Source organism: Nocardioides renjunii, assembly GCF_034661175.1.
In the GTDB taxonomy this organism is placed as follows: domain Bacteria; phylum Actinomycetota; class Actinomycetes; order Propionibacteriales; family Nocardioidaceae; genus Nocardioides; species Nocardioides renjunii.
The window spans coordinates 3,874,167-3,898,552 of sequence record NZ_CP141058.1 but is presented as its reverse complement, the minus strand read 5'-3'; the positions used below and the strand labels follow the sequence as shown (position 1 = coordinate 3,898,552).

The window sequence follows — 24,386 nt, the reverse complement described above, 5'->3', positions numbered from 1 at the left end:
AGGCTCTCCGGCCCGGCTGCGGTCAGTCCCCGAGCCGCCAGGACCGTACGGCGGCAGCGAGGGCGACCGCGAGCACGGCGAGCGCGGCGAGCAGGGCCGAGCGCGCGGCGACCGGCGCCGACGCGACCGAGCTGACGGCCTGGTAGACGGTCATCAGCAGGGCCGCCCCCAGCGCGGACCCGATGCGCTGGCCGGTCTGCAGCGCCCCGCCCGCGGCGCCGCCCATCCGGGGCGGCACCTCGGCGAGGGTGAGCGTGAAGTTGGGCGAGATCACCCCGCCACCGCCCACGCCGGCGAGGAACATCGCGGGGGCGAGGGTCCACCACAGCGAGTCGGACGGTGACGTGACCAGCCAGGCCGCGAGGGCCGTGCCGGTCATCATCACCGACAGCGCCAGCAGCGTGATCCGGCGCCCGATGCGCCCGACGAGCCGGCCCGCGAGCGGCGAGGTGGTCGCCGCGCCGACCGCGAACGGCGTCATCAGCAGCGCGGCCTGCAGCGGCGAGAAGCCCTCGCCGTCCTGGAGGTGCACCGAGAGCACGAGGAAGATGCCGGTGAACCCGGTGAAGTAGAGCGTCCCGACCAGCAGGCCGTTGGCGTAGCCGGGCAGGCCGCGCAGCAGCGACACGTCCAGCAGCGGCGGCCGTTCGAGGCGCACGGTGCGCACCTCCCAGCGCACGAAGGCCCAGGCCAGGGGCGGGAAGGCGAGCAGGAGCAGCAGCGGCAGGCCGGCCCCGGCCTCCAGGCTGATCAGCGGGTAGAGCACCGACAGGACGGTGAGGCCGAGCAGCAGGGCGCCCGGCAGGTCGACACGGGTGTCGCGCTCGGTCGCGTCGGTGCCCGCGGTCCCGGCGTCGTTGTCCGGCACGAGTCGCCGGATCAGCACCAGCGCCACCAGACCGATCGGGACGTTGATGAGGAAGAGCGACCGCCAGCCGTTCTCCTCGCCGAGCAGGCCGATCAGCGCTCCGCCGATCAACGGCCCCGTCGCCGAGGCCACCGCGACGGTGAAGCCGAACATCCCAAAGGCGCGGCCGCGCTCCTCGCCGCGGAACAGCTGCTGGATGAGGCCCGAGTTCTGCGGCGTCAGGAGGCCGGCGCTGGCGCCCTGCGCCAGCCGGGCCATGACGATGGCCGCCGCGTTGGGGGCCAGCCCGACGGCGGCGCTCGAGACGATGAAGCCGATCAGGCCGATCGTCATCATCCGGCGTCGCCCGTGCGCGTCACCGAGCCGCCCGCCCGCGACGAGGGTCATGCCGAACGCCAGGGCGTAGCCGGAGACGACCCACTGGATGGTGGCCGCGGACGTCTCGAGGCTCTCGCGGATGGAGGGGACCGCGACGTTGACGATGGTGACGTCGAGCAGCGACATGAAGCCCACCACGAGGGACACCGCGAGCACCCGCCAGCGGCGTGGGTCCGGCTCGTACGCCGGCTCGTCGGTGGCGGCGCCGTCCGCCTGCTCGCGCTGGGTCATCGTCGCCAGCCTGCCACCGGGCCCCACGGCGCTCGGACCGTGGTCCGGGAAACGTTCGTCGAAGGTCGCATGATGGGGGCATGAAGGCGATCCAGGCGCGGGTGACCGGACTGGTCCAGGGCGTCTCGTTCCGGTGGTACACGCAGGAGCAGGCCCGCTCGCTCGGCGTCGCCGGGTGGGTCCGCAACGAGCCCGACGGCTCGGTGCTGCTGCACGCGGAGGGCGAGGACGATGCCGTGGACGCGCTGGTGGCCTGGTGCGCCTCCGGCCCCTCGACGGCGAAGGTCGGCGACGTCGCCGTGCGCGCGGCGACGCCCACGGGCGCGGCCTCGTTCGACGTGACCGGCTGAGCCCGGCGCGGTCGCCAAACTCGACTGGGTTTGTCGACTATCGTGTCCGCATGACCACGGCCACCGCGACCCTGCCCTCCTACGACGACGTCGAGGTCGTGGTGCCCGCGCCGGGCCCCGGCGCCGGCAACTGGGCCGGCGCGGCGAGCGCCGTCCTGGTCGACGGAGTCTTCTGGCTCACCTGGCGCGTGCGACGTCCGCTCACCGACGGCCGCGGCGTCGCCGTCGTGGTGGCCCGCTCGACCGACGGCGTCGCCTTCGAGCCCGTCGCCGAGGTGGCGCGGGAGGCGTTCGGTGCCGAGTCGTTCGAGCGCCCCGTGCTCGTGCCGCTCCGCGAGGGCGGGTGGCGGCTCTACCTCTCGTGCGCGACGCCGGGCTCCAAGCACTGGTGGGTCGACAGCCTCACGGCCGACACCGTGGAGGCGCTCGCCGACGGCGTACGCCGACGGGTGCACGCGGGTGACGCGCACACCGGCGTGAAGGACCCGGTCATCACCGTGGGCGACGACGGCTACGAGATGTGGCTGTGCTGCCACCCGCTCGACGAGCCCGGCCACGAGGACCGCATGACGACCCGGCGGCTCACCAGCCCCGACGGTCTCACGTGGGAGGACCACGGCGAGGTGCTGGCCGGCCGCGACGGTGAGTGGGACGCGCGCGGGGCACGGGTCAGCGCGGTCCTGCCCGACGGGACGGTGCTCTACGACGGTCGCCCGGACGCGGAGTCCAACTGGTTCGAGACCACCGGGGTGGCGACCTGGGACGGGACCGCCGTGACCCGCCTCGACCACCCGCCGATCGCCTCGCCGCACTCCGACGGGGCCTTCCGCTACGCCACCGCCGTGCCGCTGCCGGACGGCCGGGTCCGCTACTACGTCGAGGCCGCGCGCGACGACGGCGCGCACGACCTCGTCACCTGCGTGCGCTGATCGACGTCACCGTCGCGCTGCCGGCCCGCTCCGCGTAGGAGCCGCGGCTCTCGGGTGAGAGCCAGTCCTCGAAGTCCTGACCGGTGAGCTCGCTCAGCAGGCCGATGTCGTCGGCGTACGTGTCCACCAGCCGCTGGCGGTGCACGGCGTCGAGCCTCGGCCGGGCGGCCTCGGCGTGGTCGCTCAGCAGGCCGATCGACAGCGGGTGGAGGCGTCGCCACACCTGGGGCGGCGCGAACTGGCCGAGGCGGGCGCCGCTCCGCACGACCGGCCCGAAGACCTTGGGGCGCCACCCCGGCGGGACGAACCCGCGCGAGTTGTCGCGCGGGATCGACTCCACGAGCCCCTCGCGGATGCCGAGGAACCGGCTCACCCGGTCGACCGTCGCTCGCGGCTCGTCGACGAGGTCGCGGTAGCGGACCACCAGGATCCGCTGCGGGTCGACGTAGCGGTGGAGGTGCTGGAGCTGCTCGCCGTAGCGGCCGAGCTCGCGGTAGCGCCAGAACGGCGCCCAGCCCGCGCGGACCCGCTCGTCCTCGCGCTCGAGCGCGGTGGCGAAGTCCGAGACGGGCTCGAGGCCGTCGGACCAGAGGTGCATCCAGTTGCTGTAGGCGCGGTCGATGGGATCGCGGACCACGGCGACGAGCCTCACCTCGGGGAGGTCCTCGGCGATGCGCCGGTGGGCGCCGCGGCTCCAGAGGTAGAAGGGCGTGCTCTCGCCGCGCACCTGCTGGTCGGCGGCGGGCTCGAACAGCCGGAAGTAGCGGTCGGCGCGCCAGATCCACTCCTGCTGCGAGTGCTTGTCGCCGGGCCCGCACCACGCCGGCGGAGGGGCGCCGTCGCAGAGCCAGTACTTCGGCTCCTTGGGGTCGGTGACGAAGACGTCCGGGTGCTGGGCGAGCGCCGCGTGCAGCGCGGTGGTGCCGGCCTTGGGGGCGCCGATGACGAGGAAGTCGGGGCGCGGGGCTCGGGTCATGGTGGCTCCGGGGGTGGCAAGGGTGTGTTTGTAGACTAGGTCACTGCACAATTGCGCGCCACGGGCCACGTGGCCGGGATCTCGTCGTCGTCGGCTTCGCCGCGCGCCGTCGATCGCCCGACACTGGGCGCATGACCGCCCCCGTCACCGTGTCCGTGACCCGCCACGTCGACCCGTCGCGCTCCAGCGAGATGCTGGCGTGGGTGCAGGCCGGGACGTCGCTGGCGGAGCGGTTCGACGGCTTCCTCGGCTCGGGGTGGGTGCGGCCGAGCGAGGACTCGGCCGACTGGCACATGCTCTACCGCTTCGCCGACACCGACTCGCTCGCCGCGTGGGAGGCCTCCCCGCAGCGGGCGTGGTGGCTCGAGGCCGCGCAGGGGAGCGTGGAGGAGAGGCGCCGCGAGCGGCGGACGGGCATCGAGGGCTGGTTCGACGAGCCGGCGTCGGTCGAGTCGCTCAGCGCCGCCCCCGTGCCGCCGCCCCGCTGGAAGCAGATGGTCGTCATCTTCATGGTCTTCCTGCCGCTGAGCCTGCTCGCCAACTTCGTCGCCTCGCGCACCATCTCGGGCTGGCCGCTCGTGCCGCGCGTGGTGCTGGTGACCTCGGTGATGACCCCGCTCATGACGTACGTCTTCCTCCCGTGGATGACGCGCCGGATGAGCTGGTGGCTGCACCGCGCGTGAGGGCTAGGCTCCTCGCGTGGCCGACCTCAACATCCCCGCCGCCCCGGTGATCGAGGGCGCCACCCACGTCCACTCGGGCAAGGTGCGCGACCTCTACCGCATCGACGCAGGCGAGCACGAGGGTCGCCTGCTCATGGTCGCGAGCGACCGGATCTCGGCCTACGACTTCGTCCTCGACACGACGATCCCCGACAAGGGCGAGATCCTCACCCGCATGTCGCTGTGGTGGTTCGCGCAGCTCGACGGGCTGGTCGGCAACCACGTCGTCTCGACCGACGTGCCCGCCGCCGTGGCCGGACGGGCCGTGGTCTGCGAGCGGCTGGAGATGTTCCCGGTCGAGTGCGTGGCGCGCGGCTACCTGACCGGGTCGGGGCTGCTCGACTACCAGCGATCCGGCGAGGTGTGCGGCATCCCGCTGCCGGCCGGCCTCCAGGACGGCAGCCGCCTGCCCGAGCCGATCTTCACCCCCGCCACGAAGGCCGACCTGGGCGACCACGACGAGAACGTCGACTACGAGGCCGTCGTGGAGGCGGTCGGCGACGACGCCGCAGCCGAGCTGCGGATGCTGACCATGGAGGTCTACGACCGGGCCCACGACATCGCGAGGGACCGCGGGATCCTCCTCGCCGACACCAAGCTGGAGTTCGGCAGGCGGGCCGACGGCACGACGATCCTCGCCGACGAGGTGCTCACGCCCGACTCGAGCCGCTTCTGGCCGGCGGACGCGTGGCAGCCGGGCCGCGCCCAGGCGTCGTACGACAAGCAGGTGGTGCGCGACTGGCTGACCGGCGAGTCCGGGTGGGACCGGTCCTCCGGCGAGGCGCCGCCGCCGCTCCCCGACGCCGTCGTCGAGCGCACGCGCTCGCGCTACGTCGAGGCCTACGAGCTGCTGACCGGGGAGACCTGGTGAGCGCACGCACGATCTCGGCCACGGTCGAGATGTCGGTCCCCGCCGCGGAGGCGTTCCGCTACCTCTGCGACCCGCGCAACCGCCCGGAGTGGCAGTCCTCCCTGCTGTCCGTCGAGGTGCCGGCCGACGAGGAGCCGCACCTCGGCCAGACGTGGCGCGAGCGCACGGCCGTCGGCGTACGACCCCACATGGAGACCACCGTGCTGACGCCCTTCCGCGTGTGGGCCGAGCGCGGCCACTGGCGCGGGGTCAGCGCGACCCTCGAGCTGCACTTCACCGAGCGGCCCGGCGGCTGCCGGGTGCGCGCCACCGGCGAGGTCGCCGGCCGCGGCCTGTGGTCGCTGCCGGCCGGCGCTGCGGGACTGATGGCCTCGGCCGCGATCGCCGCCGACCTCCGCAAGGCGGGGCGGATCCTCGAGGCGCGCGGCGGTGCGTGACGGGCGTCACGCGGCCTGAGTAGGTTGGCGCCATGGCCAACCTCTCCTCGCTCCTCGAAGGCTCCGCGCAGGCGCACCCCGACCGTACGGCGGTGGTGCTGGGCGACACCCGGCTCACCTACGCGCAGGTGGACGCCGCAGCCAACCAGGTGGCCAACCTGCTGGTCTCGCGCGGCATCGAGGCGGGCGACAAGGTGGCGCTGAGCTGCCCGAACCTGCCCTACTTCCCGATCGTCTACTACGGCATCCTCAAGGCCGGGGCGACCGTCGTGCCGCTCAACGTCCTGCTCAAGGGCCGCGAGGTGGCCTACCACCTCGACGACTCCGACGCGAAGGCCTACTTCTGCTTCCAGGGCACCCCCGAGCTCCCCATCGGGGCCGAGGGTCACGCCGGCTTCGAGCAGACCGACGGGTGCGAGCACTTCTTCGTGATCACCGCCGACCCGGCCGCCGAGTCGCCCATCGAGGGGGCGCAGACGCTGGGCCAGGCCCTGAAGGGCCAGTCGCCGGTCTTCGAGACGCGCGAGGTCGGCGCCGACGACACGGCCGTCATCCTCTACACGTCCGGCACCACCGGCCAGCCCAAGGGCGCCGAGCTCATGCACCGCAACATGATCTCCAACGCCCTCGTCAGCGACGCGCTGTTCGGCGCCGACGCAGATGATCCCGACACGCTGCTCTGCGTGCTGCCGCTGTTCCACTCCTTCGGCCAGACCGTGATCATGAACGCCGGCTTCGCGTTCGGCGGCACGGTCGTGCTGCTGCCGCGGTTCGAGGCGGGTCCGGCGCTGGCGCTCATGGACAAGGAGGACGTCACCTTCTTCGCCGGGGTGCCGACGATGTACTGGGGCCTGCTGGGCGCCCTCGACGACTCCGGCGTCGACGTGAAGAAGCTCGCCGACACGCTGCGGGTCGCGGCGGCCGGCGGCTCCGCGCTGCCCGTGGAGGTGCACAAGGAGTTCGAGCGCCGCTTCGGCGTGACCATCCTCGAGGGCTACGGCCTGTCCGAGACCTCGCCCGTCTCGAGCTTCTCGGTCTGGGGCGAGCCCGCGCGCGTCGGCTCGATCGGCAAGCCGATCCCGGGCGTGGAGATGAAGCTGATCAGCCCCGAGCCCGGGGTGCGCGAGGACCTGCGGGACGCGGAGGACGGCGAGGACCCCGAGAAGGTCGTCGGCGAGATCGCGATCAAGGGCCCCAACATCATGAAGGGCTACCACGGCCGCCCCGACGCCACCGCCGAGGCGATCGTCGACGGCTGGTTCCGCTCGGGCGACCTCGCCCGCAAGGACGCCGACGGCTGGTACTACATCGTCGACCGGTCCAAGGACATGATCATCCGCGGTGGCTACAACGTCTACCCGCGCGAGATCGAGGAGGTCCTGCTGACCCACCCGGACGTCTCGCTCGCGGCCGTCATCGGCGTGCCCCACGAGAGCCACGGCGAGGAGATCAAGGCCGTCGTCATCCGCAACGACGGCGCCACGGTGACCGAGGACGAGCTGGTGGAGTGGGGCAAGGAGCAGATGGCGGGCTACAAGTACCCCCGCGTCGTCCAGTTCGTCGACGCCCTCCCGATGACCGCGACCGGCAAGATCCTCAAGCGCGAGCTGAGCTGATGCGCGCGCTGCTCGTCGCGCTCGGCGTCGCGATGGTGCTGGTCGGTGCCGTCTGGACGTTCCAGGGCCTCGGCTACCTCGAGGGCAGCCCGATGACCGACCAGAGCATCTGGGCGGTCCTCGGCCCGCTGCTGGCCGGGCTCGGTGTCGGCCTGGTCATCGTCGCGGCGCGTCGCCGCGGGTGAGGCTCAGCCGGACGGGGTGATCCCCAGCCGCTCCTGCAGCGCGATGGCGTCGAAGGGCGCATGGACCTTGGCGTCGTTGTCGAAGTAGACGTAGACGTCGAGCCCGTCGGCCTCCCACGCCCGCACCTTGGCGGCCCACTGGTCGAGCGCGGCCTCGGAGTAGCCGCTGGCGTAGAGCTCGGTGTCGCCGTGCAGCCGGACGTACGCCACCGTGCTGGTGACCTCGTCGAACATCGGCCACGTGCCCGCGGAGTCGGCGACCACCATGCCGATGTCGTGGGCGCGCAGCAGCTCGCAGAACTCCGGCGTGCGGAACGACCGGTGCCGCACCTCAAGGACGTGCCGCAGCGGCCGGTCGACCGGGGTGGTCGTGGCGGCCGGCTCCTTGAGCTTGGAGGCGTCGTGGTGCGCGGCGGCGTACGCGGCGGCCTCGCCGGTGGTGCGGGGGAGGAGGTCGAAGAAGCCCGCGAGCCGGTCCGGGTGGAAGCCGAGGTTGGGCGGCAGCTGCCACAGCATCGGACCGAGGCGCTGTCCGAGGGAGAGGACGCCGGAGGCGAGGAACGTCCCCAGCGGCGCCTCGACGTCGACCAGCTTCTTCATGTGCGTGACGAAGCGGGGGCCCTTCACGGACAGCACGAAGTCGTCGGGCACCTGCTCGGCCCAGGAGGCCCAGCTCGACGGTCGCTGCAGGGAGTAGAACGACCCGTTCACCTCGACGGTGGACATGCGCTGGCCGACGTAGGAGAGCTCGGCGCGCTGCGGCAGTCCGGGCGGGTAGAAGCGGCCGCGCCAGCCGGCGTAGCGCCACCCCGAGATGCCGACCCGCGCCATGCCGACTCCCGTCGCCCGTCCTGCGTCCCCTGCTCGCCGTACCGGGTACCCGGCTCGTCCGCGGTCATGCCCGATGCCCGAGATGGCGCCCGGGCTCACTAGAATCGGCGCCGCCCACCTCCGCCCGTCCCCAGGAGCACTCCGTGGCCCGAGTCGTCGTCGACGTCATGCCCAAGCCCGAGATCCTCGACCCGCAGGGCAAGGCGGTGCTCGGTGCACTGCCCCGCCTCGGGTTCGACCTCGTCACCGACGTCCGGCAGGGCAAGCGGTTCGAGCTCCAGGTCGACGGCGAGATCACCGCCGAGGTGCTCGCCGACATCGACCGCGTGGCCGAGACGCTGCTGTCCAACCCGGTGATCGAGGACTACGAGGTCCACGTCGAGGACCACTCCGTCTCCGAGGTCGCCCACGAGGCGGGACGCGCATGAAGGTCGGCGTCGTCACCTTCCCCGGCTCGCTCGACGACGTCGACGCGCGCCGCGCGGTGCGCATCGGCGGCAACGAGGCCGTTGCGCTCTGGCACGGCGACGAGGACCTGCGCGGCGTCGACGCGGTCGTGCTGCCGGGCGGCTTCTCCTACGGCGACTACCTCCGCGCGGGCGCGATCTCGAGCTTCTCGCCGGTCATGGCCGCGGTCGTCGACGCGGCCGGCAGGGGCATGCCCGTCCTGGGCATCTGCAACGGCTTCCAGATCCTCTGCGAGGCGCACCTCCTGCCGGGTGCCCTCATCCGCAACGACCACCGCAAGTTCAACTGCGTCGACCAGCGGCTGCGCATGGAGCGTGTCGACACGCCCTGGACGTCGGCGTACGCCGAGGGTGCCGAGGTCACGATCGTGCTGAAGAACGGCGAGGGTGGCTTCGTCGCCGACGAGGCGACCCTCGACCGGCTCGAGGGGGAGGGCCTCGTGGTGGCCCGCTACCTCGGCGGCAACCCCAACGGCTCGCTGCGCGACATCGCCGGCATCTCCAACGAGCAGGGCAACGTCGTCGGACTCATGCCGCACCCCGAGCACGCGGTCGAGGACCTCACCGGTCCCGGCACCGACGGGCTGGGCTTCTTCACCTCGCTCGCGGAGCGGGCCTTCGCGTGAGCGCGCTGGGCACCCCGCGACGCCTCTACCGGGTCGTCGCCGTCGCCGAGGCGGTCACGTGGGCGCTGCTGCTGACCGGGATGTTCCTCAAGTACGTCACCGAGACCACCGAGCTCGGCGTCCAGGTCTTCGGGATGGTGCACGGCGTCGTCTTCATCGCCTACTGCCTGACCACCGTGCTGCTGTGGGTCGACCAGAAGTGGCCGCTCAGCCGGCTGGTGCTCGGCCTGGCCGCGGCGATCCCGCCCTTCGCGACCGTGCCGTTCGAGCGGTACGCCGAGCGTGCGGGGCTGCTCGGTGACACCTGGCGGCTGCGCTCCGAGGCACCCCGCGGTGCGGTCGAGCGGCTGACGTCGTGGCTGCTGCGGCGACCCGCACAGGGTGCGCTCGTCGGCGTGCTGGCGGTCGCGGGCCTGACCGGCATCGCGCTGGTCGTGGGCCCGCCGGCCTGACCGCCCGCCCGAGCTACCTGCCCTGCTGCAGCTTGGTCCACGTCTGCGGCGTGGCCACGCCCGACACCGGGATCCGCAGGCGCGACTGGTAGTCCCGCAGCGCCGCCTCGGTCTTCGCGTCGACGACGCCCGTCGCCCGGAACCGGCCGGCCCCCGCGGCGTTGAGGGCCCGCTGCAGGCGGTGGACCGCCTCGCCGGTCGAGCCCCGCTTGACCGTCGTACGTGCTCCGGCGGCGAGCAGGGCGGTCCAGTGCCGCTTCTCGAAGGTGTCCGTCGCGGTGAACTTGCGCGACGCCTGCCAGGCGCGAGCGGCGGCGACGGTGGCGGCGTCGTACGACCCGTCGAGCGGGCCCGAGTAGGTGCCCTGCTCGGTGAGCAGGCACTGGAGGACCTTGACCCGCGTCGGCTTCGCGGAGCCCGGCGAGAGCGACGGGTACTTCCAGTAGCCGAGCCTGGTGCCGGGGCAGCGGCCCTCGGGCACGGCGACGGAGCCGGTGCCGAGGTCGATGAAGTTGCTGTCGATGTTGATGGTGACGCCGCCCCACGTCTCGTTGTGGCCGCCGCGGTACTGCTTCATGCGACCACCCGGGCGCCACCCGTCCTCGGTGATGTAGGTCGTCGAGGTGTTGGCGGCGCCGTCCCAGCGGGCGATCCAGATGCGGTCCGGCAGCGCGAACTGGCCCGGGCGCAGCCGCCGCGCGTCGTCGAGCATCTTGATGCCGGAGCTGGCGCTGGAGTAGAAGCCGGCGACGTAGCCGAGCGCCTTGATCCGCGTGACCCAGGCGCTGGTGAACACCAGCGCGGACTCGCGGCAGTGGGTGTCGCCGAGGTCGAACCCCTCGAGGTCGTACCAGATCGTGCTGCCCGGACCGATGCCGTACGCCGTCGCGTCCGCCGCGTTCTTCTCGGCCTCCGCCGCGCCCTGGCCGGCCGCGGCGGAGTAGCCGCCGGTCGGCCGGGGGCTGATGGTGACGTCGTCGGAGTAGCGCGGGAACCGCGGCTGGCAGGAGGCCTGGGGACCGAGGGCGATCGGCAGCAGCCGCCAGCCGCGCGCGACCTGCGTCGCGACCCACGTCGGGCTGAGGTTGGGCTGCGAGCGGCAGGCTCGCGAGTCGCCGGAGATGTAGATGCCCACCGCCGAGAAGGGCGACTTTCGCCACCAGGTGTCCATCGCCGACTGGGTCGGGGCCAGGCACTGGTCGAAGCCGTGGCCGGTGAAGTCGCCGGGCGTCGCCTGGGCGATCTGCCGCTGGCTGGCGAGCCGCGGGCTCGGGACCGACGAGTCACCGGCCGTCGCCGGCGCCGGCCCGACCAGGGGTGCTGCGAGGAGCAGGGCGAGGGCGGCGAGGAGGGCGCGAGGACGACTGCGGACGGGGCGGGGCATGGTGACTCCAGCTGCGGGGAAGTGGCGAGCGAACGCCAGCGAACCACAGCAGTCACACCCGTAACAGTGGTTCGCAAGAACTACTGGGCTGTAGTTCGGACGCGTCGCCTCAGGTGTCGCTGGTCGGCACCTCGTCGAAGATGAAGTTGCCCTTGGCCTCCTCCTCCTCGATGAGCTCCTCGAACGCCAGCGCGATGTCCTCCTTGTGCTCCTCGAACATCCGGGTCAGGTGACCCTGCAGGAGGGCGCCGTGCGGGGACTCGCCGGAGAAGACCCGCTCCCAGGTGTCCTCGCCGCCGCGGATCTTCTCGACGAGCGTCTTCATGTCCTCGCCGAGCTCGCCGGCCTCCGCCTGCTCCTCGAGGGCCTTCTTCTCCTCGTCGGTGAGCAGCGGCCGGGCGTTGAGCTGGTCGACCGTGGCCCGGAGGTCGGCCAGGCCGGCGGTCAGGTCCTCGCGGGCCGCGCTGATGGCCGCCAGGATCTCGGCCTGGCTGCGGGGGTCGTTCATGAGGCGGATCGTACGGGGGCGACCGGGGCTGCCGGGGCGACCGGAGCGGGCCGCTGGCCGATGGTCGGCGTGGTCACCGAGCCCGGGTCGCGCGTCACGCTGCGGGGTGCGCCGCTCGCGGTCGGCGCGGTGGGCGTGGACACCGGTGCCTTGTCGCCGTCGAAGAAGTTCTTCACCGTCTCGATGAAGGACGCGACCTGCTTGAGGATGCTGATGAGCTTCATGATCGCCTTGTAGGCCTTCATCACGGCCTGGAAGGCCTGGTAGACGGCCTGGACGACGCGGGCCCAGCCGACGCCGGGGATGCTCATCGTCGCGAGCGCGGACGACACGGTCTGCACGGCCGCCTTCACGCACTGCACGACGGCGAGCGCGGTCTGCCACGCGTCGCGGCAGATCTGCACGATGTTCTGCCCCATCTGCACGAGCTGGCCGGCCTGGGTGTCGAGGGAGCCCACCCACGTGCCGATCTGCTTGATGGCGGCGTCGGACGCGCCGCCCTGCCAGGTCTGCGAGATCGTCCGGCCGCCGCTCTCGAGGTTGGCGGCGACGCCCTTCATCGACGTGCCGAGGCTGCCGAAGCACGAGCCCTGCGTCGAGGCGGTCACGACGTCGCCGCCGATCTTCTCGGCGAGCTCGGCGCGGATGTCGAAGCCGGTGAGCATGCGGACGAGGTCGCACACGGTGTCGTAGGGGAACCCGAAGCTGATCTGCGGGAGGCTGGACTCGGTGGGGGCGGCGCGGCGGATGGTGGTGTCGGCGACGTCCCAGAAGCTGCTCGACCCGTCGCGGCCGTCGACGCCCCGGGCGTTGTGGTGCCGCACGACTCCGTCCTCGGTCAGCGTGAAGTCGCGGGCGGTCGCCCTCAGCGCCTCGGCGTGGTCGCGCATCCCGATGCCGTTGTCCTCCAGCGACTGGGTCACCGACGGGAGCAGGGCGTGGTAGGCGCCCATCATCGTCTCGAGGATCGGGCCGAAGTCGGTCTGGACGAGGCCGTGGCCGCCGTTGCGGGCGATGCCGCTGAGGTCGTCGCTGGCGCGCTGCACCTGGGCGGACCAGGCGTCGAGCTCGGAGAGGTCGACGGTCATCACGGCGTTCATCGCAGCTCCTGGAGCGTCCGGGGGGAGTCGGGCTGGTGTGGTGACTTCCCCGCGGGGCGCCACTCGAAACCAGCGCGCGCCCGAATTTCCTCGCCCACAGGTTTCGCGACGCCGTGTTTGGGTCCTCGATCCGCGGGTATCCCGCAGAGGTGAGCGGAACCGCGAAGCGATCGCTGTTGCAGGTCGAGCCGACCCGGCTGGTCGAGCTCGCCGCAGAGTCCGAGGGCACCCTGGCCGCGATGGTCGAGGACTGGAACGCCGCGCTCGGCGACCTGTCCGCGGCCTGCACCGCCCTGGGCGACGCCCAGGGGACGCTCAACGTCACGTCGTCCTACGCCGACTCGCTCACCGATGCCGGCGAGGTCGTCAAGGCCCTCGCCCAGACGCTCGGCATGGGCGTCGCCGGGCTGCTCGACGCGGCGCACGACGCCGTGCGCGCCGACGACACGGTGGCCGCCGAGCTCGACCGGACCACCCACCTGGTGGAGATCGAGCCCGGTTCGACGGCCCAGCCGGGTGGTCGCTGACATGCCCGCCAACCCCTGGGAGCTGCGGGCGGACGTCCGCCCGCTCGAGGTGGCCGCGACGCGGTGGGACGAGCTCAGCACGCTGATGACCCGGCGCGGCGACGAGATCGTCGACGCTGCGCGTCGCGCCACCGAGGGGTGGGACGCCTCGGCCGCCGAGAGCTACGAGCTGCACCGGCGCCAGGTGCTGGCCAACCTCGACCGGTTCACCGCGCTGGCCGACCAGGTGTCCGGTGCCCTCCGGGCGGTCAGCACCATCCTGACCTCCTTTCAGAAGGAGCTCGACCAGGCCTGGGTGAAGGTCGCGATGGTGCCGCACGAGGTGGTCGGGGAGTCCCGGCACCTCGTCTTCCACCCGTCGGCGGACGACGAGCGCGGCACGGTCACCCTGGGCCAGCAGGAGACCGAGGAGATCCGCGGACGGATGGCGCTGGCCCTCGACCAGGAGAGCGCCCGGCTGCGCGCCGCCCGTGCCGAGCTCGTCGACGTACGCATCGTGCTCGAGACGCTGGGCGGGAGCGCGTTCCCCGGGATGCCGGGCCCCGGCCAGGAGGAGTCCGGCGTCGGGATGGTGGCGCCGCCGTCCACGTCGGTGGTCGGCACAGCCCAGGGTGGCGTCGCGGGCGGGGCCGGCGTGGCCGGCCTTCCCCCGGTCGCTCCCATCTCGGTGTCCGTGCCCGACCTCACCGGCCTCTCCGCGGCCGCCCTCGGCACCGTCGCGGCGACGGCAGCCGGAGCGGTCGCGGGGCGGCGCGGGGCGAGCCGCGCGCCGAGCGGCACGCCACCCGTCGGTGCCATGGGCGCGGGAGCGATGGCCGCGCGGGCCGGCACGATGTCGCGCGGGATGGCCAGCGGTCGCTCGGGTCCGCACCGGCTCGCGACGCCCCAGCTGGAGCGCACGCCGGCCGAGGACGCCGCCGCGCGCGCCGCCCGCGAGAAGGAGGCCGTCCGGGAGGCCAAGCGCGCTGCGCTCGAGGAGAAGCGCGCGGAGCGGGCCGCCCGGCGGGCCGAGCGGCGGGCCGAGCGGGAGTCCGAGCGCGAGCGGCGCGACGGCGAGCAGGAGCCGGTCGACGAGCACGAGGACGAGCGCGAGGACCAGCACGAGGACGGGCGGGACGACGCGGTCGACGAGGGCGCGCAGGCTCCGGCCAGCGCCGAGGGGGGTGGACCGGCCGACCTCCGGGTGGTGGAGGTGTCGGTCGAGGATCTCGCGGCCGACACCGACGCGGCCGACACGGAGGGCCGCCGGTAGATTGGCGCCGTGCCCGACACGAGCGCCGCCCCGCAGTCCCCTGCCCTCACGGGCTCCCGCCTGACGACGTCCGGTGCGACCGGCACCCTCGACACCGTCGACGTGGCCTCCACCGACGCCGAGCGCGACCAGCCGTGGGCCGAGCTCGGCCTCAAGGTCGACGAGTACGCCCGGATCCGCGAGATCCTCGGCCGACGACCGACCAGCTCGGAGCTGGCGATGTACTCGGTCATGTGGAGCGAGCACTGCTCCTACAAGTCGACCAAGGTGCACCTCAAGCAGTTCGGCGAGATCCCGCAGACGACGCCCGTCGGCGAGATGCTCGCCGGCATCGGTGAGAACGCCGGCGTCCTCGACATCGGCCAGGGCTACGCGGTCACCTTCAAGGTCGAGAGCCACAACCACCCGTCGTTCGTCGAGCCCCACCAGGGCGCCGCCACCGGCGTCGGGGGCATCGTCCGCGACATCCTCGCCATGGGTGCCCGCCCGGTCGCCGTGATGGACCCGCTGCGCTTCGGCCCGCTCGACGCCCCGGACACCGCGCGCGTGCTGCCGGGGATCGTGGCCGGCGTCGGCGGCTACGGCAACTGCCTCGGGCTCCCCAACATCGGCGGCGAGGCCGTCTTCGACGAGACCTACGCCGGCAACCCCCTCGTCAACGCGCTCTGCGTCGGCGTCCTGCGCCACGAGGACCTCCACCTCGCCAAGGCGTCGGGCGTGGGCAACCAGGTGGTGCTCTACGGCGCCCGCACAGGCGGCGACGGCATCGGTGGCGTGTCCGTCCTGGCCTCGGAGACCTTCGACGAGGGCGGCCCGGCCAAGCGGCCGAGCGTCCAGGTCGGCGACCCGTTCATGGAGAAGCTGCTCATCGAGTGCACGCTCGAGCTCTTCGCCGCGGGCGTCATCGCCGGCATCCAGGACCTCGGCGGCGCGGGCCTGTCGTGCGCCACCTCCGAGCTGGCCTCGGCCGGTGACGGCGGGATGCACGTCGAGCTCGACCGGGTCCCGCTGCGCGACTCCACGCTCGCGCCGGAGGAGATCCTCATGAGCGAGTCGCAGGAGCGGATGATGGCGGTCGTCGAGCCCGCCGACGTCGAGGCGTTCATGACGATCTGCGAGAAGTGGGACGTCGAGGCCGTCGTCATCGGCGAGGTGACCGACACCGGCCGCCTGCACATCGACTGGCACGGCGAGCGCGTGGTCGACGTACCTCCCCGGTCGGTGGCGCACGACGGCCCGACCTACCAGCGGCCCTACGCCCGCCCGGACTGGCAGGACGCCCTCCAGGCCGACCGCGCCGAGGCGCTGGCGCGGCCCTCGAGCGGCGCCGAGCTGCGCGAGACGCTGCTGCGCCTGGTCGCCAGCCCGAACCTGTGCGACAAGTCGTGGATCACCGACCAGTACGACCGCTACGTCCAGGGCAACACCGTGCTCTCCCAGCCCGCCGACTCCGGCATGGTGCGGGTCGACGCGGAGACCAACCTCGGCGTCTCGGTCTCGACCGACTGCAACGGCCGCTTCGCGCTGCTCGACCCCTACACCGGGGCGCAGCTCGCGCTGGCCGAGTCGTTCCGCAATGTCGCCACCGGCGGCGCCCGCCCGCTCGCCGTCTCCGACTGCCTCAACTTCGGCTCGCCGGAGGACCCGGCCGTGATGTGGCAGTTCGCCGAGGCCTGCCGCGGCCTCAAGGACGCCTGCCTCGAGCTCGGCATCCCGGTCACCGGCGGCAACGTCAGCCTCTACAACCAGACCGGCGAGACCGCGATCCTGCCCACCCCGGTCGTCGCCGTGCTCGGCGTCATCGACGACGTCACCCGGCGTACGCCGACCGGCTTCGGCGCCGCCGGCGAGCGGGTCTTCCTGCTCGGCGAGACCCGCGAGGAGCTGTCCGGCTCCGAGTGGGCCCACGTCGTGCACGGCCACGTCGGCGGCCTCCCGCCGCGCCTGGACCTCGCGGCCGAGCAGGCGCTCGCCGCCCTGCTCCAGGACGCCGCTGGCGACGGCGTCGTCACCAGCGCCCACGACCTGTCCGACGGCGGGCTCGCCCAGGCGCTGGTCGAGTCGACCTTCCGCGCCGACGTCGGCGTCTCCGTCTCGCTTGCCTCGGTGGCCGGCGGCGACACCTTCCTCGCCCTCTTCGCCGAGTCGACCGCCCGCGCGATCGTCACGGTGACCGACGAGCAGGCCGACGCGCTCGTCGCGCTCGCCGAGCGGCACGGCGTACCCCTCACCCCGATCGGGCGCACCGGCGGCGACACCCTCTCGGTCGAGGGCGTCCTCGACCTCCCCGTCGCCGAGGCCAAGGCGGCCTGGCGGGCGACCCTGCCCGCCGCTCTGGGGTCCTGACGCCGGTCCGCCGGTGGGTGGCGGCACCTTGCAGCTGAGGGGGCCTCGGGGGTGCGGTCTGCCGCCACCTCGGGCCGGCGACGGTGGTGGGTGGCGGCACCTTGCAGCTGAGGGGGCCTCGGGGGTGCGGTCTGCCGCCACCTCGGGCCGGCGACGGTGGTGGGTGGCGGCACCTTGCGGCTGAGGGGGCCTCGGGGGTGCGGTCTGCCGCCACCCTGGGGCCGGCGACGGTGGTGGGTGGCGGCACCTTGCGGCTGAGGGGGTTGCGGGGGTGCGGTCTGCCGCCACCTTGGGCCGGCGGCGGTGGTGGGTGGCGGCACCTTGCGGCTGAGGGGGTCTCGGGGGTGCGGTCTGCCGCCACCTTGGGCCGGCGGCGGTGGTGGGTGGCGGCACCTTGCAGCTGACGGGGCCTCGGGGGTGCGGTCTGCCGCCACCTTGGGCCGGCGCCGTACTTAGCACCCGAGTTGCGTGCTTCGAGGTAGAGATCTCTACCTGTAGGTACGGGAGTCCCCGGATATCCGGGGACTCCCGCCACGTCAGACGGCAGCAACGAGTGAGGGCCGACCCCTCAGCTCGACCGCCGCATCGCCCGTACGCCGACCCACAGCCCCAGCGCCGCCACGACGGCGGCGCCGGCGACACCCTGCGCGACCACGTCGGCGGGGTACGTCCCGGCGAAGAGCGCGCGCGTCGCGTCGACGACGTACGTCATCGGGTTGAGCATCGAGACCACCTCGAGCCAGCGGGGGGCGCCCTCCATCGGCAGCAGCACCCCGGCCGTCAGCAGCGCCGGGAAGAGGAGGGTCTGCTGGACCGTCCAGAACATCCAGTCCTGCCCCTTGGAGGCCAGCGCGAGCGCGAACGACAGCGCGCCCACGCCGATGCTGAACAGCGACAGGATGAGGGCGGCGACCAGGACGCCGCCGAGGTGCAGGTCGAAGCTGAACGGCGTGACGACCGCGACGATGATCGCGACCTGCATCAGCATCGGGACGACCTCCTTGAGCGCGCGGCCGACGAGCAGCGCCGGGCGGCCCAGCGGCGAGACGAGCTGGCGCTCGTGCGAGCCCGACTGCATCTCCTCCATCAGGTTGGAGCCGGTGAAGGACGCGCCCATCAGGGCGGTCATCGCGACGATGCCGGGCACGAACCACTGCAGCGCCGAGCCCTCCGCCACCTGCGGCAGCAGCGGTGCGAAGAGGCCGAGGAAGACCAGCGGCTGGATCATCGCGAACACCACGGCCATCGGCTCGCGCCAGACGGGCTTGAGCTCGCGGTTCATCACGTTGACGGTGTCGGACACGAACGTGCTCATGCGGCAACCTCGCTGTCGATCTCGGTGGAGTGGGTGGGATCGTCGGACGGATCGGTGGTCTGCTGCGTCTCGCGCAGGCTGCGGCCGGTGAGGTCGAGGAAGACGTCGTCCAGCGTCGGGCGCGCGACCTCCACCCGGGCGGGGGGTACGCCGTCCGCGGCCAGGTCGGCGAGCAGCTCGCCGACCATCGCCGAGCCGTCCTTGACCCTCAGGTCGACGGCGTCGTCGGTCACCTCGACGCGGGAGTCGGGGATCCGCTCGAGGCGGTCCGCGGCACGGGCCGCCTGCGCCGGGTCGGCGTACCCGAGCCGGACAAGGTCGCCCAGCCCGCTCTTGAGGCTGACGGCCGAGTCGTCGGCGATCACCCGCCCGTGGTCGACCACGATGACGCGACCGGCCAGCGCGTCGGCCTCCTCGAGGTAGTGGGTGGTGAGCACCACCGTGCTGCCGCTCTCGGCGTGCAGGCGGCGGATGAGCTCCTGGAGGTTCGCGCGGTTCTGGGGGTCGAGCCCCGTCGAGGGCTCGTCGAGGAACAGCACGCGCGGGAGGTGCACCAGCCCCATCGCGATGTCGAGGCGGCGGCGCTGGCCCCCCGACAACGAGGAGACCTTGCGGTCGGCGACCGCGCCGAGGTCGAGGTCCTCGACGAGCTCGGCCGCCCGGCGACGGGCGTCGACGCGCGAGAGGCCATGGGCACGGCCCTGGCTGATCAGCTCGTCGCGGCCGAGCTGGCGGTGCCCGGCGCCGTTGCCCTGGCCGACGAAGCCGATCTCCTGGCGCACGGCGCGCTGGCCGGTCACCACGTCGTGCCCGGCGACGCTCGCTGAGCCGGAGGTGGGCGGGATGAGGGTGGTGAGCATGCGGAGGGTGGTCGACTTCCCGGCCCCGTTGGGGCCGAGGAAGGCGACGAGCTCGCCCTGCTCGATCTCGAGGTCGAGGCCCTGGACGGCCTCGACGGTCTGCTTGCGCGAGGTGAAGTGGCGGGTCAGGCCACGCGTCACGATCGCCGGTCCTGTGTGGTGGTGGTGGTGGGTCATGACCACCACGCTAGGAACGCATGCGGTCACATTATGACCGCATTGCGAATATTCTGGGAGGCATGAGCACGAGCGAGCGGATGCTGCGGTTGCTGTCCCTGCTCCAGACCCACCGCTACTGGCCGGGCCCGGAGCTCTCCGACCGGCTGGAGGTGAGCCCCCGGACGCTGCGGCGCGACGTCGAGCGGCTGCGCGACCTGGGCTACACCGTCGACGCGGTGCGGGGCGCGGCCGGCGGCTACCAGCTGCGGGCCGGTGGCTCCCTGCCGCCGCTGCTCCTGGAGGACGAGGAGGCCGTCGCGGTCGCCGTCGGGCTGCGTACGGCGGCGGCCGGCGCGGTGGCCGGGATGGACGACTGGTCGGTGCAGGCGCTCTCCAAGGTCCTGTCCCTGATGCCCCCGCGGCTGCGCCGCCAGATGGACGCGGTCGCCTCGCAGACGGAGTCGCCCGGGCCGTGGGAGGGCGCCCCCGTCTTCGACGCGGCGGTCCTCACCACGCTCGCGCAGGCGTGCCGCGACAGCGAGCTGCTGCGCTTCGACTACGCCGCGCGCGGGTCCGAGGTGACCCACCGCCGGGTCGAGCCGCTGCGGCTGGTGTCGCTGGGCCGCCGGTGGTACCTCGTGGCCTGGGACCGCGACCGGATGGACTGGCGCAGCTTCCGGCTCGACCGGATCTCCGGCCCCGAGCCGACCGGGCAGCGCTTCCGCGCGCGCGAGCTGCCGGCCGAGGACGCGCTCGCCTTCGTCCAGCAGGGCATCCGCCGGATGCCCCAGCGCTGGGCCGTACGCGTGCGGGTGTCGATGGCGGCCGAGGACCTGGCCGCCCAGGTCGGCCGCTGGGGGACGGTGACGCCGGACGGGACCGGCGCGGGCTGCGTGCTGGAGATGAACGTCGACGACCTCGACTGGCCGGTGATGGTGCTGGCGGGATCCGGCGCCGCCTTCGTCGTGGAGTCGCCTCCCGAGCTGGCCGCCAAGGTCGCCGAGGTGGGTGCGCGCTTCTCGCGCGCGGGGTGAGCCTCAGACCGCCGCCGTCGGCGCCGGCTCCGGCTCCGCGTCCACCACCCACTCCGAGGGCCGCGGGACGGACCGGATCGACCGGCTCGAGGTGAGCAGCACGGCCAGCAGGGCCGAGGCGGCGACGAGCACCCCGATGGTGGTCGCGCCACCCTCCCGCTCGAGGAGGAAGCCGCCGAGCAGGGGCGCGAGCGGCATCACCGACATCGACACGAACTGGCTCGTCGAGCCGACCCGGCCCTGGAGCCGGGCGGGCGTGACGGCCATCCGGTAGGAGCCGATGCCGGCGTTGCCGACCGGGTTGAGCAGCAGCAGGAGGAACACGCTGAGGCAGGCGGTCCACACGCTGGCCGACATCGTCAGCGGCACCAGCGGCAGGCAGCACATCCAGCCGATGAGGACGGTCAGCCGACCGGTCGGCATGCGGTGGATGATGCTCGGCGCGATGACGGCCCCGATGATGCCGCCCACGCCGGCGGCGGTCGAGACCAGTCCGATCTGCGCGGCCGGGACCCCGTCCTGCACCATCCGGAGCACGACCACGAAGAAGATCGCGTTGGTCACCAGGTTGGTGAGCGACGACCAGGCCAGCAGCACCCGGAAGAACGGCCGCGACCACATGAACGTGAACCCCTCCGACAGCTGGCGGCGCAGCGGCTCCTGACGGCGGTACGGCGCGGACAGGTCGGTCCGCACCCGGCTGACGGTCACGCACGCGACGGCGAACGTGACCGCGTCCACCGCGAACGGCAGCCACCTCGTGACCGCGTACAACGCACCGCCGAGCGGGCCGCCGAGCAGGGAGGCGACGTGCTGGCGGGCCTGGTTCTGGCTCAGGGCGGTCGGCAGGTCCTCGGTGGTGACGACCGATCGGATCGCGGAGGTCTGCGCGGGGTTGAACGCGCCCGCCGCGACACCGGCGACCAGCGCGACCCCGACGAGGTGGGGGAGGGTGAGGCGGCCGGCAGCGCCGGCGACCGCGAGCGAGGTGTACGCCACGCAGCCGGTCGCGCTGGACACGAGCATGATCCGCCTGCGGTCGACGCGGTCGGCCAGCACCCCCGCGGGCAGCAGGGTCGCGCACAGGCCGCCGAGGTAGGCCGCCTCCACGAGCGCGGCGGTCAGCGCCGAGCCGCTCAGCGCGTAGGCGATGAGCGGGAAGACGAACGTCGACAGCGCGGTGCCGAGCTCGCTGACGGTGTCGCCGATCCAGAGGACGGTGAAGTCCCGGTTGCGGGCGAGCTGGCGGTATCCGGGCATATCCGCACCATATGATGCGCACGTGTTGTTGCGCAACAGTGCGTGCGCAACTCGGCTACCATTCCCGCATGCCAGAGCCGCAGCCCCTCAGCGACCCTCGCGTCCTGCGCGCCATCGCCCATCCGGTGCGCACCCGGATCCTCGAGGAGCTCTCGGCCACCGGGCCGGTGCGGGCCGCGGACGTCGCCCGGGAGCTCGGCATCCCGGCCAACCAGGCGAGCTTCCACCTGCGCCAGCTGGCCAAGTACGGCCTGGTCGAGGAGGCGCCCGAGGAGGCCCGCGACAAGCGCGACCGGGTGTGGCGGGCGACCTCGGCCGAGGGCTTCACCGTCAACCTCAAGCAGCTCACCGACGCGCCCGGCGGCGCGGCCGCGGTGGACGTCTTCCGGGCCAGCAAGCTGGCCCAGCTCCACGAGCTGGTCGAGCGGACCTTCGTCCTCGACCGCCCCGAGGGCAGCGGGGTGTTCTCCACCTCCGACCACGCGATCAAGCTCACCGACGAGGAGGCCCACCAGCTGCGCCAGGACCTCGACGACGTCGTGCAGTCGTGGGTCGACCGCACGCGCGGCCGCGCCCCCGGGCGACGGACCTACCACCTGGTCCACATCGTCCAGCCCTACCCCGACGGCGGCGCACCGGAGTGAGCCTGTCGCGACGATCGGCCCTCGTGCTGACCGGCGTCGTCGGCGTGGCGCCGGCCCTCGCCGCCTGCACGGGCGAGCCGTCCGGCAGGGTGGGGGACGTGGAGAACGGACCAGGCGCCGGCACCGAGCGGATCACCTACGGGGACGACCCCAGCCAGTGGGTCGACCTGCACCGCCCCGAGGGCCCCAGTCTCGGCCTCGTGGTGGTGATCCACGGCGGGTTCTGGAAGGCGCAGTACGGCGCCGACTACGGCGCCCCGCTGGCCGAGGACCTCGCAGCTCGCGGGTGGACCGCGGCCAACGTGGAGTACCGCCGGGTCGGCAACGGCGGCGGCTTCCCGGCCACCCTCGACGATGTCCACGCCGCCATCGGCGCAGCGGCCGGTGCGGCCGGCGCCGCCGCTGCCACCGGGCCGCTCGTCACCCTCGGCCACTCGGCCGGCGGCCACCTCGCCACGTGGGCCGGCGCGCGTGGACGCTCCGACCGCTGGGCCGGCGGTCCGGCGGTCACCCACGTCGTGAGCCAGGCCGGCGTCCTCGACCTGCGGGCGGCCGTCGAGCTGGGCCTCGGCGAGGACGCGGCGCTCGCCTTCCTCGGTGACGCCGACGCGACGACGTACGAGCAGGCCGACCCGCTGTCGCAGGTGCCGCTCGAGGCCCCGGTGTGGGCGGTGCACGCCCGCGACGACGACGTCGTGCCCTTCGAGCAGGCGACCACCTACGTCGACGCCGCCACCGCGGCCGGCGCCGACGCGGTCCTCGTCGAGGTGACCGGCGGCCACTTCGACGTCATCGACCCGACGAGCGACGCCTGGGCGGCCTGCGTGGCGGTCCTCGACTCCGTCGCGTCCGACCGGCGGGCCCGCGGCTAGGCTCGGACGGTGCCCGCCCGACTCAGGAAGCTCGACCCCGCAGCCCTCGCGACGGCGGACACCCGGGCGCTGGTCAAGCACTACCTCGCGGTGCTCGAGGAGCGCGCCCCCGGCCGCTCGGTCGAGGTGCGGGTGCCGCCCTACGCGGCGGTCCAGGTGGTGCCCGGCGTGCGCCACACGCGCGGCACGCCGCCGGCCGTCGTGGAGACCGACGCGGACACGTGGCTCGCCGTCGCGACCGGGCGTACGACGTGGGCCGAGGCGCTCGCGTCCGGTGCCGTGCTGGCCAGCGGCGAGCGCACGGACCTCTCGCCCTACCTGCCGCTGGACGGCGAGGCCACGGGCGGCGCCGCCAGCGGCTAGCCTCCGCCCATGCACGTGAGCTCCCTCGGCTTCCGCACCGACCTGGCCCTGCTGACCGCCTCCGGCAGCATCGTCGAGGACCGCGGCACGCACCTCGTCGTCCGCACGCCGGCCAACCCGTCGTTCTTCTGGGGCAACTTCCTCCTGCTCGCGCGGCCGCCGTTCCCGGGCGGCGAGCGCGAGGTCGTCGCCGCCTTCCGCACCGAGTTCCCGCAGGCCGACCACGTCAGCATCGGCATCGACACGGCCGACCTGGCACCCGAGTGCCGCGCGGCCTTCGAGGCGGCCGGCATGACCGTGGACGTCGCGTCGGTGCTCACCGCCGAGCACCTCACCCCTCCCCGCGAGGTCGAGGCGGAGGTCCGGCCGCTGGTCTCCGACGAGGACTGGGAGGGGCGCGCCCGGCTCAGCCACGCGCTCTACGGCGGGATGGACGACGACACGTTCATGGAGTTCGCCCGCGGTCGCAACGTGCAGGAGAAGGCCCTCGTGGCCGCCGCCCGCGGGACCAGGTTCGGCGCCTTCGTCGACGGCGAGGTCGTCGCCACCGCCGCCGTGTTCCGCACGGAGGAGGGCGTCGCCCGGTTCCAGAGCGTCGAGACCCACCCCGACCACCGGCGCCGCGGGCTGGCCGCCGCCACGGTGCACGCCGCCGGCGCCCACGCCCGCGAGCAGCTCGGCGCACGCACGCTGGTGATCGTCGCGGACGCCGACGGGGACGCCATCCGGGTCTACCGCTCGCTGGGGTTCGCCGAGACCGAGCAGCAGCTCATGATGGAGAAGCGCAGCGGGGCCTGGGCCCACATGGAGGGCCGCTGAGGCT

Annotated in this window: 27 protein-coding genes; 18 read left to right on the top strand and 9 right to left on the bottom strand. The window is 73.4% G+C overall.

Going from position 1 to position 24,386, the window contains the following annotated elements:
* Window positions 1–22: 22 nt before the first annotated feature.
* Window positions 23–1,477: an MFS transporter gene (locus SHK17_RS18720; protein WP_322920314.1), complete on the bottom strand. Its 1,455-nt coding sequence runs from the start codon at window positions 1,475–1,477 to the stop codon at window positions 23–25.
* Window positions 1,478–1,557: 80 nt separating this feature from the next.
* Between SHK17_RS18720 and SHK17_RS18715 the strand changes: the two genes are divergently transcribed.
* On the top strand, window positions 1,558–1,827 hold the full coding sequence (locus SHK17_RS18715; RefSeq protein ID WP_322920313.1) for an acylphosphatase: 270 nt from the start codon (window positions 1,558–1,560) through the stop codon (window positions 1,825–1,827).
* Window positions 1,828–1,877: 50 nt separating this feature from the next.
* Window positions 1,878–2,756, top strand: a complete 879-nt coding sequence (locus SHK17_RS18710) for a hypothetical protein (RefSeq protein WP_322920312.1) — start codon at window positions 1,878–1,880, stop codon at window positions 2,754–2,756.
* Here the strand turns inward: SHK17_RS18710 and SHK17_RS18705 are convergent.
* Window positions 2,740–3,732 (bottom strand): sulfotransferase family protein, encoded by a 993-nt coding sequence (locus SHK17_RS18705; RefSeq protein ID WP_322920311.1) that lies wholly within the window; start codon window positions 3,730–3,732, stop codon window positions 2,740–2,742. The two genes, SHK17_RS18710 and SHK17_RS18705, sit on opposite strands and share 17 nt — an antisense overlap.
* A 131-nt stretch (window positions 3,733–3,863) precedes the next feature.
* On the opposite strand from SHK17_RS18705, the gene SHK17_RS18700 reads away from it, so the two are divergent.
* The 5 genes from SHK17_RS18700 to SHK17_RS18680 are packed head-to-tail and all read left to right on the top strand — an operon-like array spanning window position 3,864 to window position 7,563.
* On the top strand, window positions 3,864–4,415 hold the full coding sequence (locus tag SHK17_RS18700) for an antibiotic biosynthesis monooxygenase (RefSeq protein ID WP_322920310.1): 552 nt from the start codon (window positions 3,864–3,866) through the stop codon (window positions 4,413–4,415).
* Between the two features lie 16 nt (window positions 4,416–4,431).
* Window positions 4,432–5,325, top strand: coding sequence for a phosphoribosylaminoimidazolesuccinocarboxamide synthase (locus SHK17_RS18695; RefSeq protein ID WP_322920309.1), 894 nt, complete (start codon window positions 4,432–4,434; stop codon window positions 5,323–5,325).
* Window positions 5,322–5,762, top strand: a complete 441-nt coding sequence (locus SHK17_RS18690; RefSeq protein ID WP_172267135.1) for an SRPBCC family protein — start codon at window positions 5,322–5,324, stop codon at window positions 5,760–5,762. The genes SHK17_RS18695 and SHK17_RS18690 overlap by 4 nt, the downstream gene beginning before the upstream one ends.
* A 32-nt stretch (window positions 5,763–5,794) precedes the next feature.
* Window positions 5,795–7,378, top strand: a complete 1,584-nt coding sequence (locus tag SHK17_RS18685) for a long-chain-fatty-acid--CoA ligase (protein WP_172267133.1) — start codon at window positions 5,795–5,797, stop codon at window positions 7,376–7,378.
* Complete coding sequence (locus tag SHK17_RS18680) at window positions 7,378–7,563, top strand: hypothetical protein (protein ID WP_172267131.1); 186 nt, start codon at window positions 7,378–7,380, stop codon at window positions 7,561–7,563. The genes SHK17_RS18685 and SHK17_RS18680 overlap by 1 nt, the downstream gene beginning before the upstream one ends.
* A gap of 3 nt (window positions 7,564–7,566) precedes the next feature.
* Here the strand turns inward: SHK17_RS18680 and SHK17_RS18675 are convergent, their stop codons facing one another.
* Window positions 7,567–8,394 carry a DUF72 domain-containing protein gene (locus SHK17_RS18675; protein WP_322920308.1) on the bottom strand — a complete coding sequence of 276 codons (828 nt, stop codon included), beginning with the start codon at window positions 8,392–8,394 and terminating at the stop codon, window positions 7,567–7,569.
* Window positions 8,395–8,537: 143 nt separating this feature from the next.
* Here SHK17_RS18675 and purS point away from each other — a divergent pair, with 143 nt between their 5' ends.
* The 3 genes from purS to SHK17_RS18660 are packed head-to-tail and all read left to right on the top strand — an operon-like array spanning window position 8,538 to window position 9,939.
* The gene (gene purS / locus SHK17_RS18670) at window positions 8,538–8,822 is read left to right on the top strand and encodes a phosphoribosylformylglycinamidine synthase subunit PurS (protein WP_172267128.1); all 285 of its coding nucleotides are present in this window, start codon (window positions 8,538–8,540) and stop codon (window positions 8,820–8,822) included.
* Complete coding sequence (purQ, locus tag SHK17_RS18665) at window positions 8,819–9,487, top strand: phosphoribosylformylglycinamidine synthase subunit PurQ (RefSeq protein ID WP_172267127.1); 669 nt, start codon at window positions 8,819–8,821, stop codon at window positions 9,485–9,487. Before purS ends, purQ begins: the two co-directional genes overlap by 4 nt.
* Window positions 9,484–9,939 carry a DUF3817 domain-containing protein gene (locus SHK17_RS18660; protein ID WP_172267126.1) on the top strand — a complete coding sequence of 152 codons (456 nt, stop codon included), beginning with the start codon at window positions 9,484–9,486 and terminating at the stop codon, window positions 9,937–9,939. Before purQ ends, SHK17_RS18660 begins: the two co-directional genes overlap by 4 nt.
* A 13-nt stretch (window positions 9,940–9,952) precedes the next feature.
* Here the strand turns inward: SHK17_RS18660 and SHK17_RS18655 are convergent, their stop codons facing one another.
* From SHK17_RS18655 to SHK17_RS18645, 3 genes are all read right to left on the bottom strand, one after another.
* A complete protein-coding gene (locus tag SHK17_RS18655) occupies window positions 9,953–11,323 on the bottom strand; it encodes a glycoside hydrolase domain-containing protein (RefSeq protein ID WP_322920307.1) in 1,371 nt (456 codons plus the stop codon).
* A gap of 109 nt (window positions 11,324–11,432) precedes the next feature.
* On the bottom strand, window positions 11,433–11,831 hold the full coding sequence (locus tag SHK17_RS18650) for a hypothetical protein (protein ID WP_322920306.1): 399 nt from the start codon (window positions 11,829–11,831) through the stop codon (window positions 11,433–11,435).
* On the bottom strand, window positions 11,828–12,931 hold the full coding sequence (locus tag SHK17_RS18645; RefSeq protein ID WP_322920305.1) for a hypothetical protein: 1,104 nt from the start codon (window positions 12,929–12,931) through the stop codon (window positions 11,828–11,830). Before SHK17_RS18645 ends, SHK17_RS18650 begins: the two co-directional genes overlap by 4 nt.
* A gap of 149 nt (window positions 12,932–13,080) precedes the next feature.
* Between SHK17_RS18645 and SHK17_RS18640 the strand changes: the two genes are divergently transcribed.
* The 3 genes from SHK17_RS18640 to purL are packed head-to-tail and all read left to right on the top strand — an operon-like array spanning window position 13,081 to window position 17,056.
* Complete coding sequence (locus tag SHK17_RS18640; RefSeq protein WP_172267122.1) at window positions 13,081–13,458, top strand: hypothetical protein; 378 nt, start codon at window positions 13,081–13,083, stop codon at window positions 13,456–13,458.
* 1 nt (window position 13,459) lies between these two features.
* Window positions 13,460–14,710, top strand: coding sequence for a hypothetical protein (locus SHK17_RS18635; protein ID WP_172267121.1), 1,251 nt, complete (start codon window positions 13,460–13,462; stop codon window positions 14,708–14,710).
* Window positions 14,711–14,770: 60 nt separating this feature from the next.
* Complete coding sequence (purL, locus tag SHK17_RS18630; RefSeq protein WP_322922055.1) at window positions 14,771–17,056, top strand: phosphoribosylformylglycinamidine synthase subunit PurL; 2,286 nt, start codon at window positions 14,771–14,773, stop codon at window positions 17,054–17,056.
* A 568-nt stretch (window positions 17,057–17,624) separates the two neighbouring features.
* Here the strand turns inward: purL and SHK17_RS18625 are convergent.
* On the bottom strand, window positions 17,625–18,371 hold the full coding sequence (locus SHK17_RS18625) for an ABC transporter permease (RefSeq protein WP_322423288.1): 747 nt from the start codon (window positions 18,369–18,371) through the stop codon (window positions 17,625–17,627).
* Window positions 18,368–19,408: an ATP-binding cassette domain-containing protein gene (locus tag SHK17_RS18620; protein ID WP_322920304.1), complete on the bottom strand. Its 1,041-nt coding sequence runs from the start codon at window positions 19,406–19,408 to the stop codon at window positions 18,368–18,370. Before SHK17_RS18620 ends, SHK17_RS18625 begins: the two co-directional genes overlap by 4 nt.
* 62 nt (window positions 19,409–19,470) lie before the next feature.
* Between SHK17_RS18620 and SHK17_RS18615 the strand changes: the two genes are divergently transcribed.
* A complete protein-coding gene (locus SHK17_RS18615) occupies window positions 19,471–20,424 on the top strand; it encodes a helix-turn-helix transcriptional regulator (RefSeq protein WP_322920303.1) in 954 nt (317 codons plus the stop codon).
* Window positions 20,425–20,427: 3 nt separating this feature from the next.
* On the opposite strand, the gene SHK17_RS18610 is transcribed toward SHK17_RS18615, so the two are convergent.
* On the bottom strand, window positions 20,428–21,684 hold the full coding sequence (locus tag SHK17_RS18610; RefSeq protein ID WP_322920302.1) for an MFS transporter: 1,257 nt from the start codon (window positions 21,682–21,684) through the stop codon (window positions 20,428–20,430).
* A 68-nt stretch (window positions 21,685–21,752) separates the two neighbouring features.
* Between SHK17_RS18610 and SHK17_RS18605 the strand changes: the two genes are divergently transcribed.
* The 4 genes from SHK17_RS18605 to SHK17_RS18590 are packed head-to-tail and all read left to right on the top strand — an operon-like array spanning window position 21,753 to window position 24,382.
* Window positions 21,753–22,328: a helix-turn-helix domain-containing protein gene (locus SHK17_RS18605; protein WP_322920301.1), complete on the top strand. Its 576-nt coding sequence runs from the start codon at window positions 21,753–21,755 to the stop codon at window positions 22,326–22,328.
* A 23-nt stretch (window positions 22,329–22,351) separates the two neighbouring features.
* Window positions 22,352–23,200, top strand: a complete 849-nt coding sequence (locus SHK17_RS18600; RefSeq protein WP_322920300.1) for an alpha/beta hydrolase — start codon at window positions 22,352–22,354, stop codon at window positions 23,198–23,200.
* A 9-nt stretch (window positions 23,201–23,209) separates the two neighbouring features.
* Window positions 23,210–23,563, top strand: a complete 354-nt coding sequence (locus SHK17_RS18595) for a sterol carrier family protein (protein WP_322920299.1) — start codon at window positions 23,210–23,212, stop codon at window positions 23,561–23,563.
* 9 nt (window positions 23,564–23,572) lie between these two features.
* Window positions 23,573–24,382 (top strand): GNAT family N-acetyltransferase, encoded by an 810-nt coding sequence (locus SHK17_RS18590; RefSeq protein ID WP_322920298.1) that lies wholly within the window; start codon window positions 23,573–23,575, stop codon window positions 24,380–24,382.
* Window positions 24,383–24,386: the final 4 nt, after the last annotated feature.

Bases quoted from the DNA above. Each gene is read 5' to 3' on its own strand.
- SHK17_RS18720 (WP_322920314.1), bottom strand. From the start codon at position 1,477: ATGACCCAGCGCGAGCAGGCGGACGGCGCCGCCACCGACGAGCCGGCG.
- SHK17_RS18715 (WP_322920313.1), top strand. From the start codon at position 1,558: ATGAAGGCGATCCAGGCGCGGGTGACCGGACTGGTCCAGGGCGTCTCG.
- SHK17_RS18710 (WP_322920312.1), top strand. From the start codon at position 1,878: ATGACCACGGCCACCGCGACCCTGCCCTCCTACGACGACGTCGAGGTC.
- SHK17_RS18705 (WP_322920311.1), bottom strand. From the start codon at position 3,732: ATGACCCGAGCCCCGCGCCCCGACTTCCTCGTCATCGGCGCCCCCAAG.
- SHK17_RS18700 (WP_322920310.1), top strand. From the start codon at position 3,864: ATGACCGCCCCCGTCACCGTGTCCGTGACCCGCCACGTCGACCCGTCG.
- SHK17_RS18685 (WP_172267133.1), top strand. From the start codon at position 5,795: ATGGCCAACCTCTCCTCGCTCCTCGAAGGCTCCGCGCAGGCGCACCCC.
- SHK17_RS18680 (WP_172267131.1), top strand. From the start codon at position 7,378: ATGCGCGCGCTGCTCGTCGCGCTCGGCGTCGCGATGGTGCTGGTCGGT.
- SHK17_RS18675 (WP_322920308.1), bottom strand. From the start codon at position 8,394: ATGGCGCGGGTCGGCATCTCGGGGTGGCGCTACGCCGGCTGGCGCGGC.
- purQ (WP_172267127.1), top strand. From the start codon at position 8,819: ATGAAGGTCGGCGTCGTCACCTTCCCCGGCTCGCTCGACGACGTCGAC.
- SHK17_RS18655 (WP_322920307.1), bottom strand. From the start codon at position 11,323: ATGCCCCGCCCCGTCCGCAGTCGTCCTCGCGCCCTCCTCGCCGCCCTC.
- SHK17_RS18650 (WP_322920306.1), bottom strand. From the start codon at position 11,831: ATGAACGACCCCCGCAGCCAGGCCGAGATCCTGGCGGCCATCAGCGCG.
- SHK17_RS18645 (WP_322920305.1), bottom strand. From the start codon at position 12,931: ATGAACGCCGTGATGACCGTCGACCTCTCCGAGCTCGACGCCTGGTCC.
- SHK17_RS18635 (WP_172267121.1), top strand. From the start codon at position 13,460: ATGCCCGCCAACCCCTGGGAGCTGCGGGCGGACGTCCGCCCGCTCGAG.
- SHK17_RS18625 (WP_322423288.1), bottom strand. From the start codon at position 18,371: ATGAGCACGTTCGTGTCCGACACCGTCAACGTGATGAACCGCGAGCTC.
- SHK17_RS18620 (WP_322920304.1), bottom strand. From the start codon at position 19,408: ATGACCCACCACCACCACCACACAGGACCGGCGATCGTGACGCGTGGC.
- SHK17_RS18615 (WP_322920303.1), top strand. From the start codon at position 19,471: ATGAGCACGAGCGAGCGGATGCTGCGGTTGCTGTCCCTGCTCCAGACC.
- SHK17_RS18610 (WP_322920302.1), bottom strand. From the start codon at position 21,684: ATGCCCGGATACCGCCAGCTCGCCCGCAACCGGGACTTCACCGTCCTC.
- SHK17_RS18605 (WP_322920301.1), top strand. From the start codon at position 21,753: ATGCCAGAGCCGCAGCCCCTCAGCGACCCTCGCGTCCTGCGCGCCATC.
- SHK17_RS18590 (WP_322920298.1), top strand. From the start codon at position 23,573: ATGCACGTGAGCTCCCTCGGCTTCCGCACCGACCTGGCCCTGCTGACC.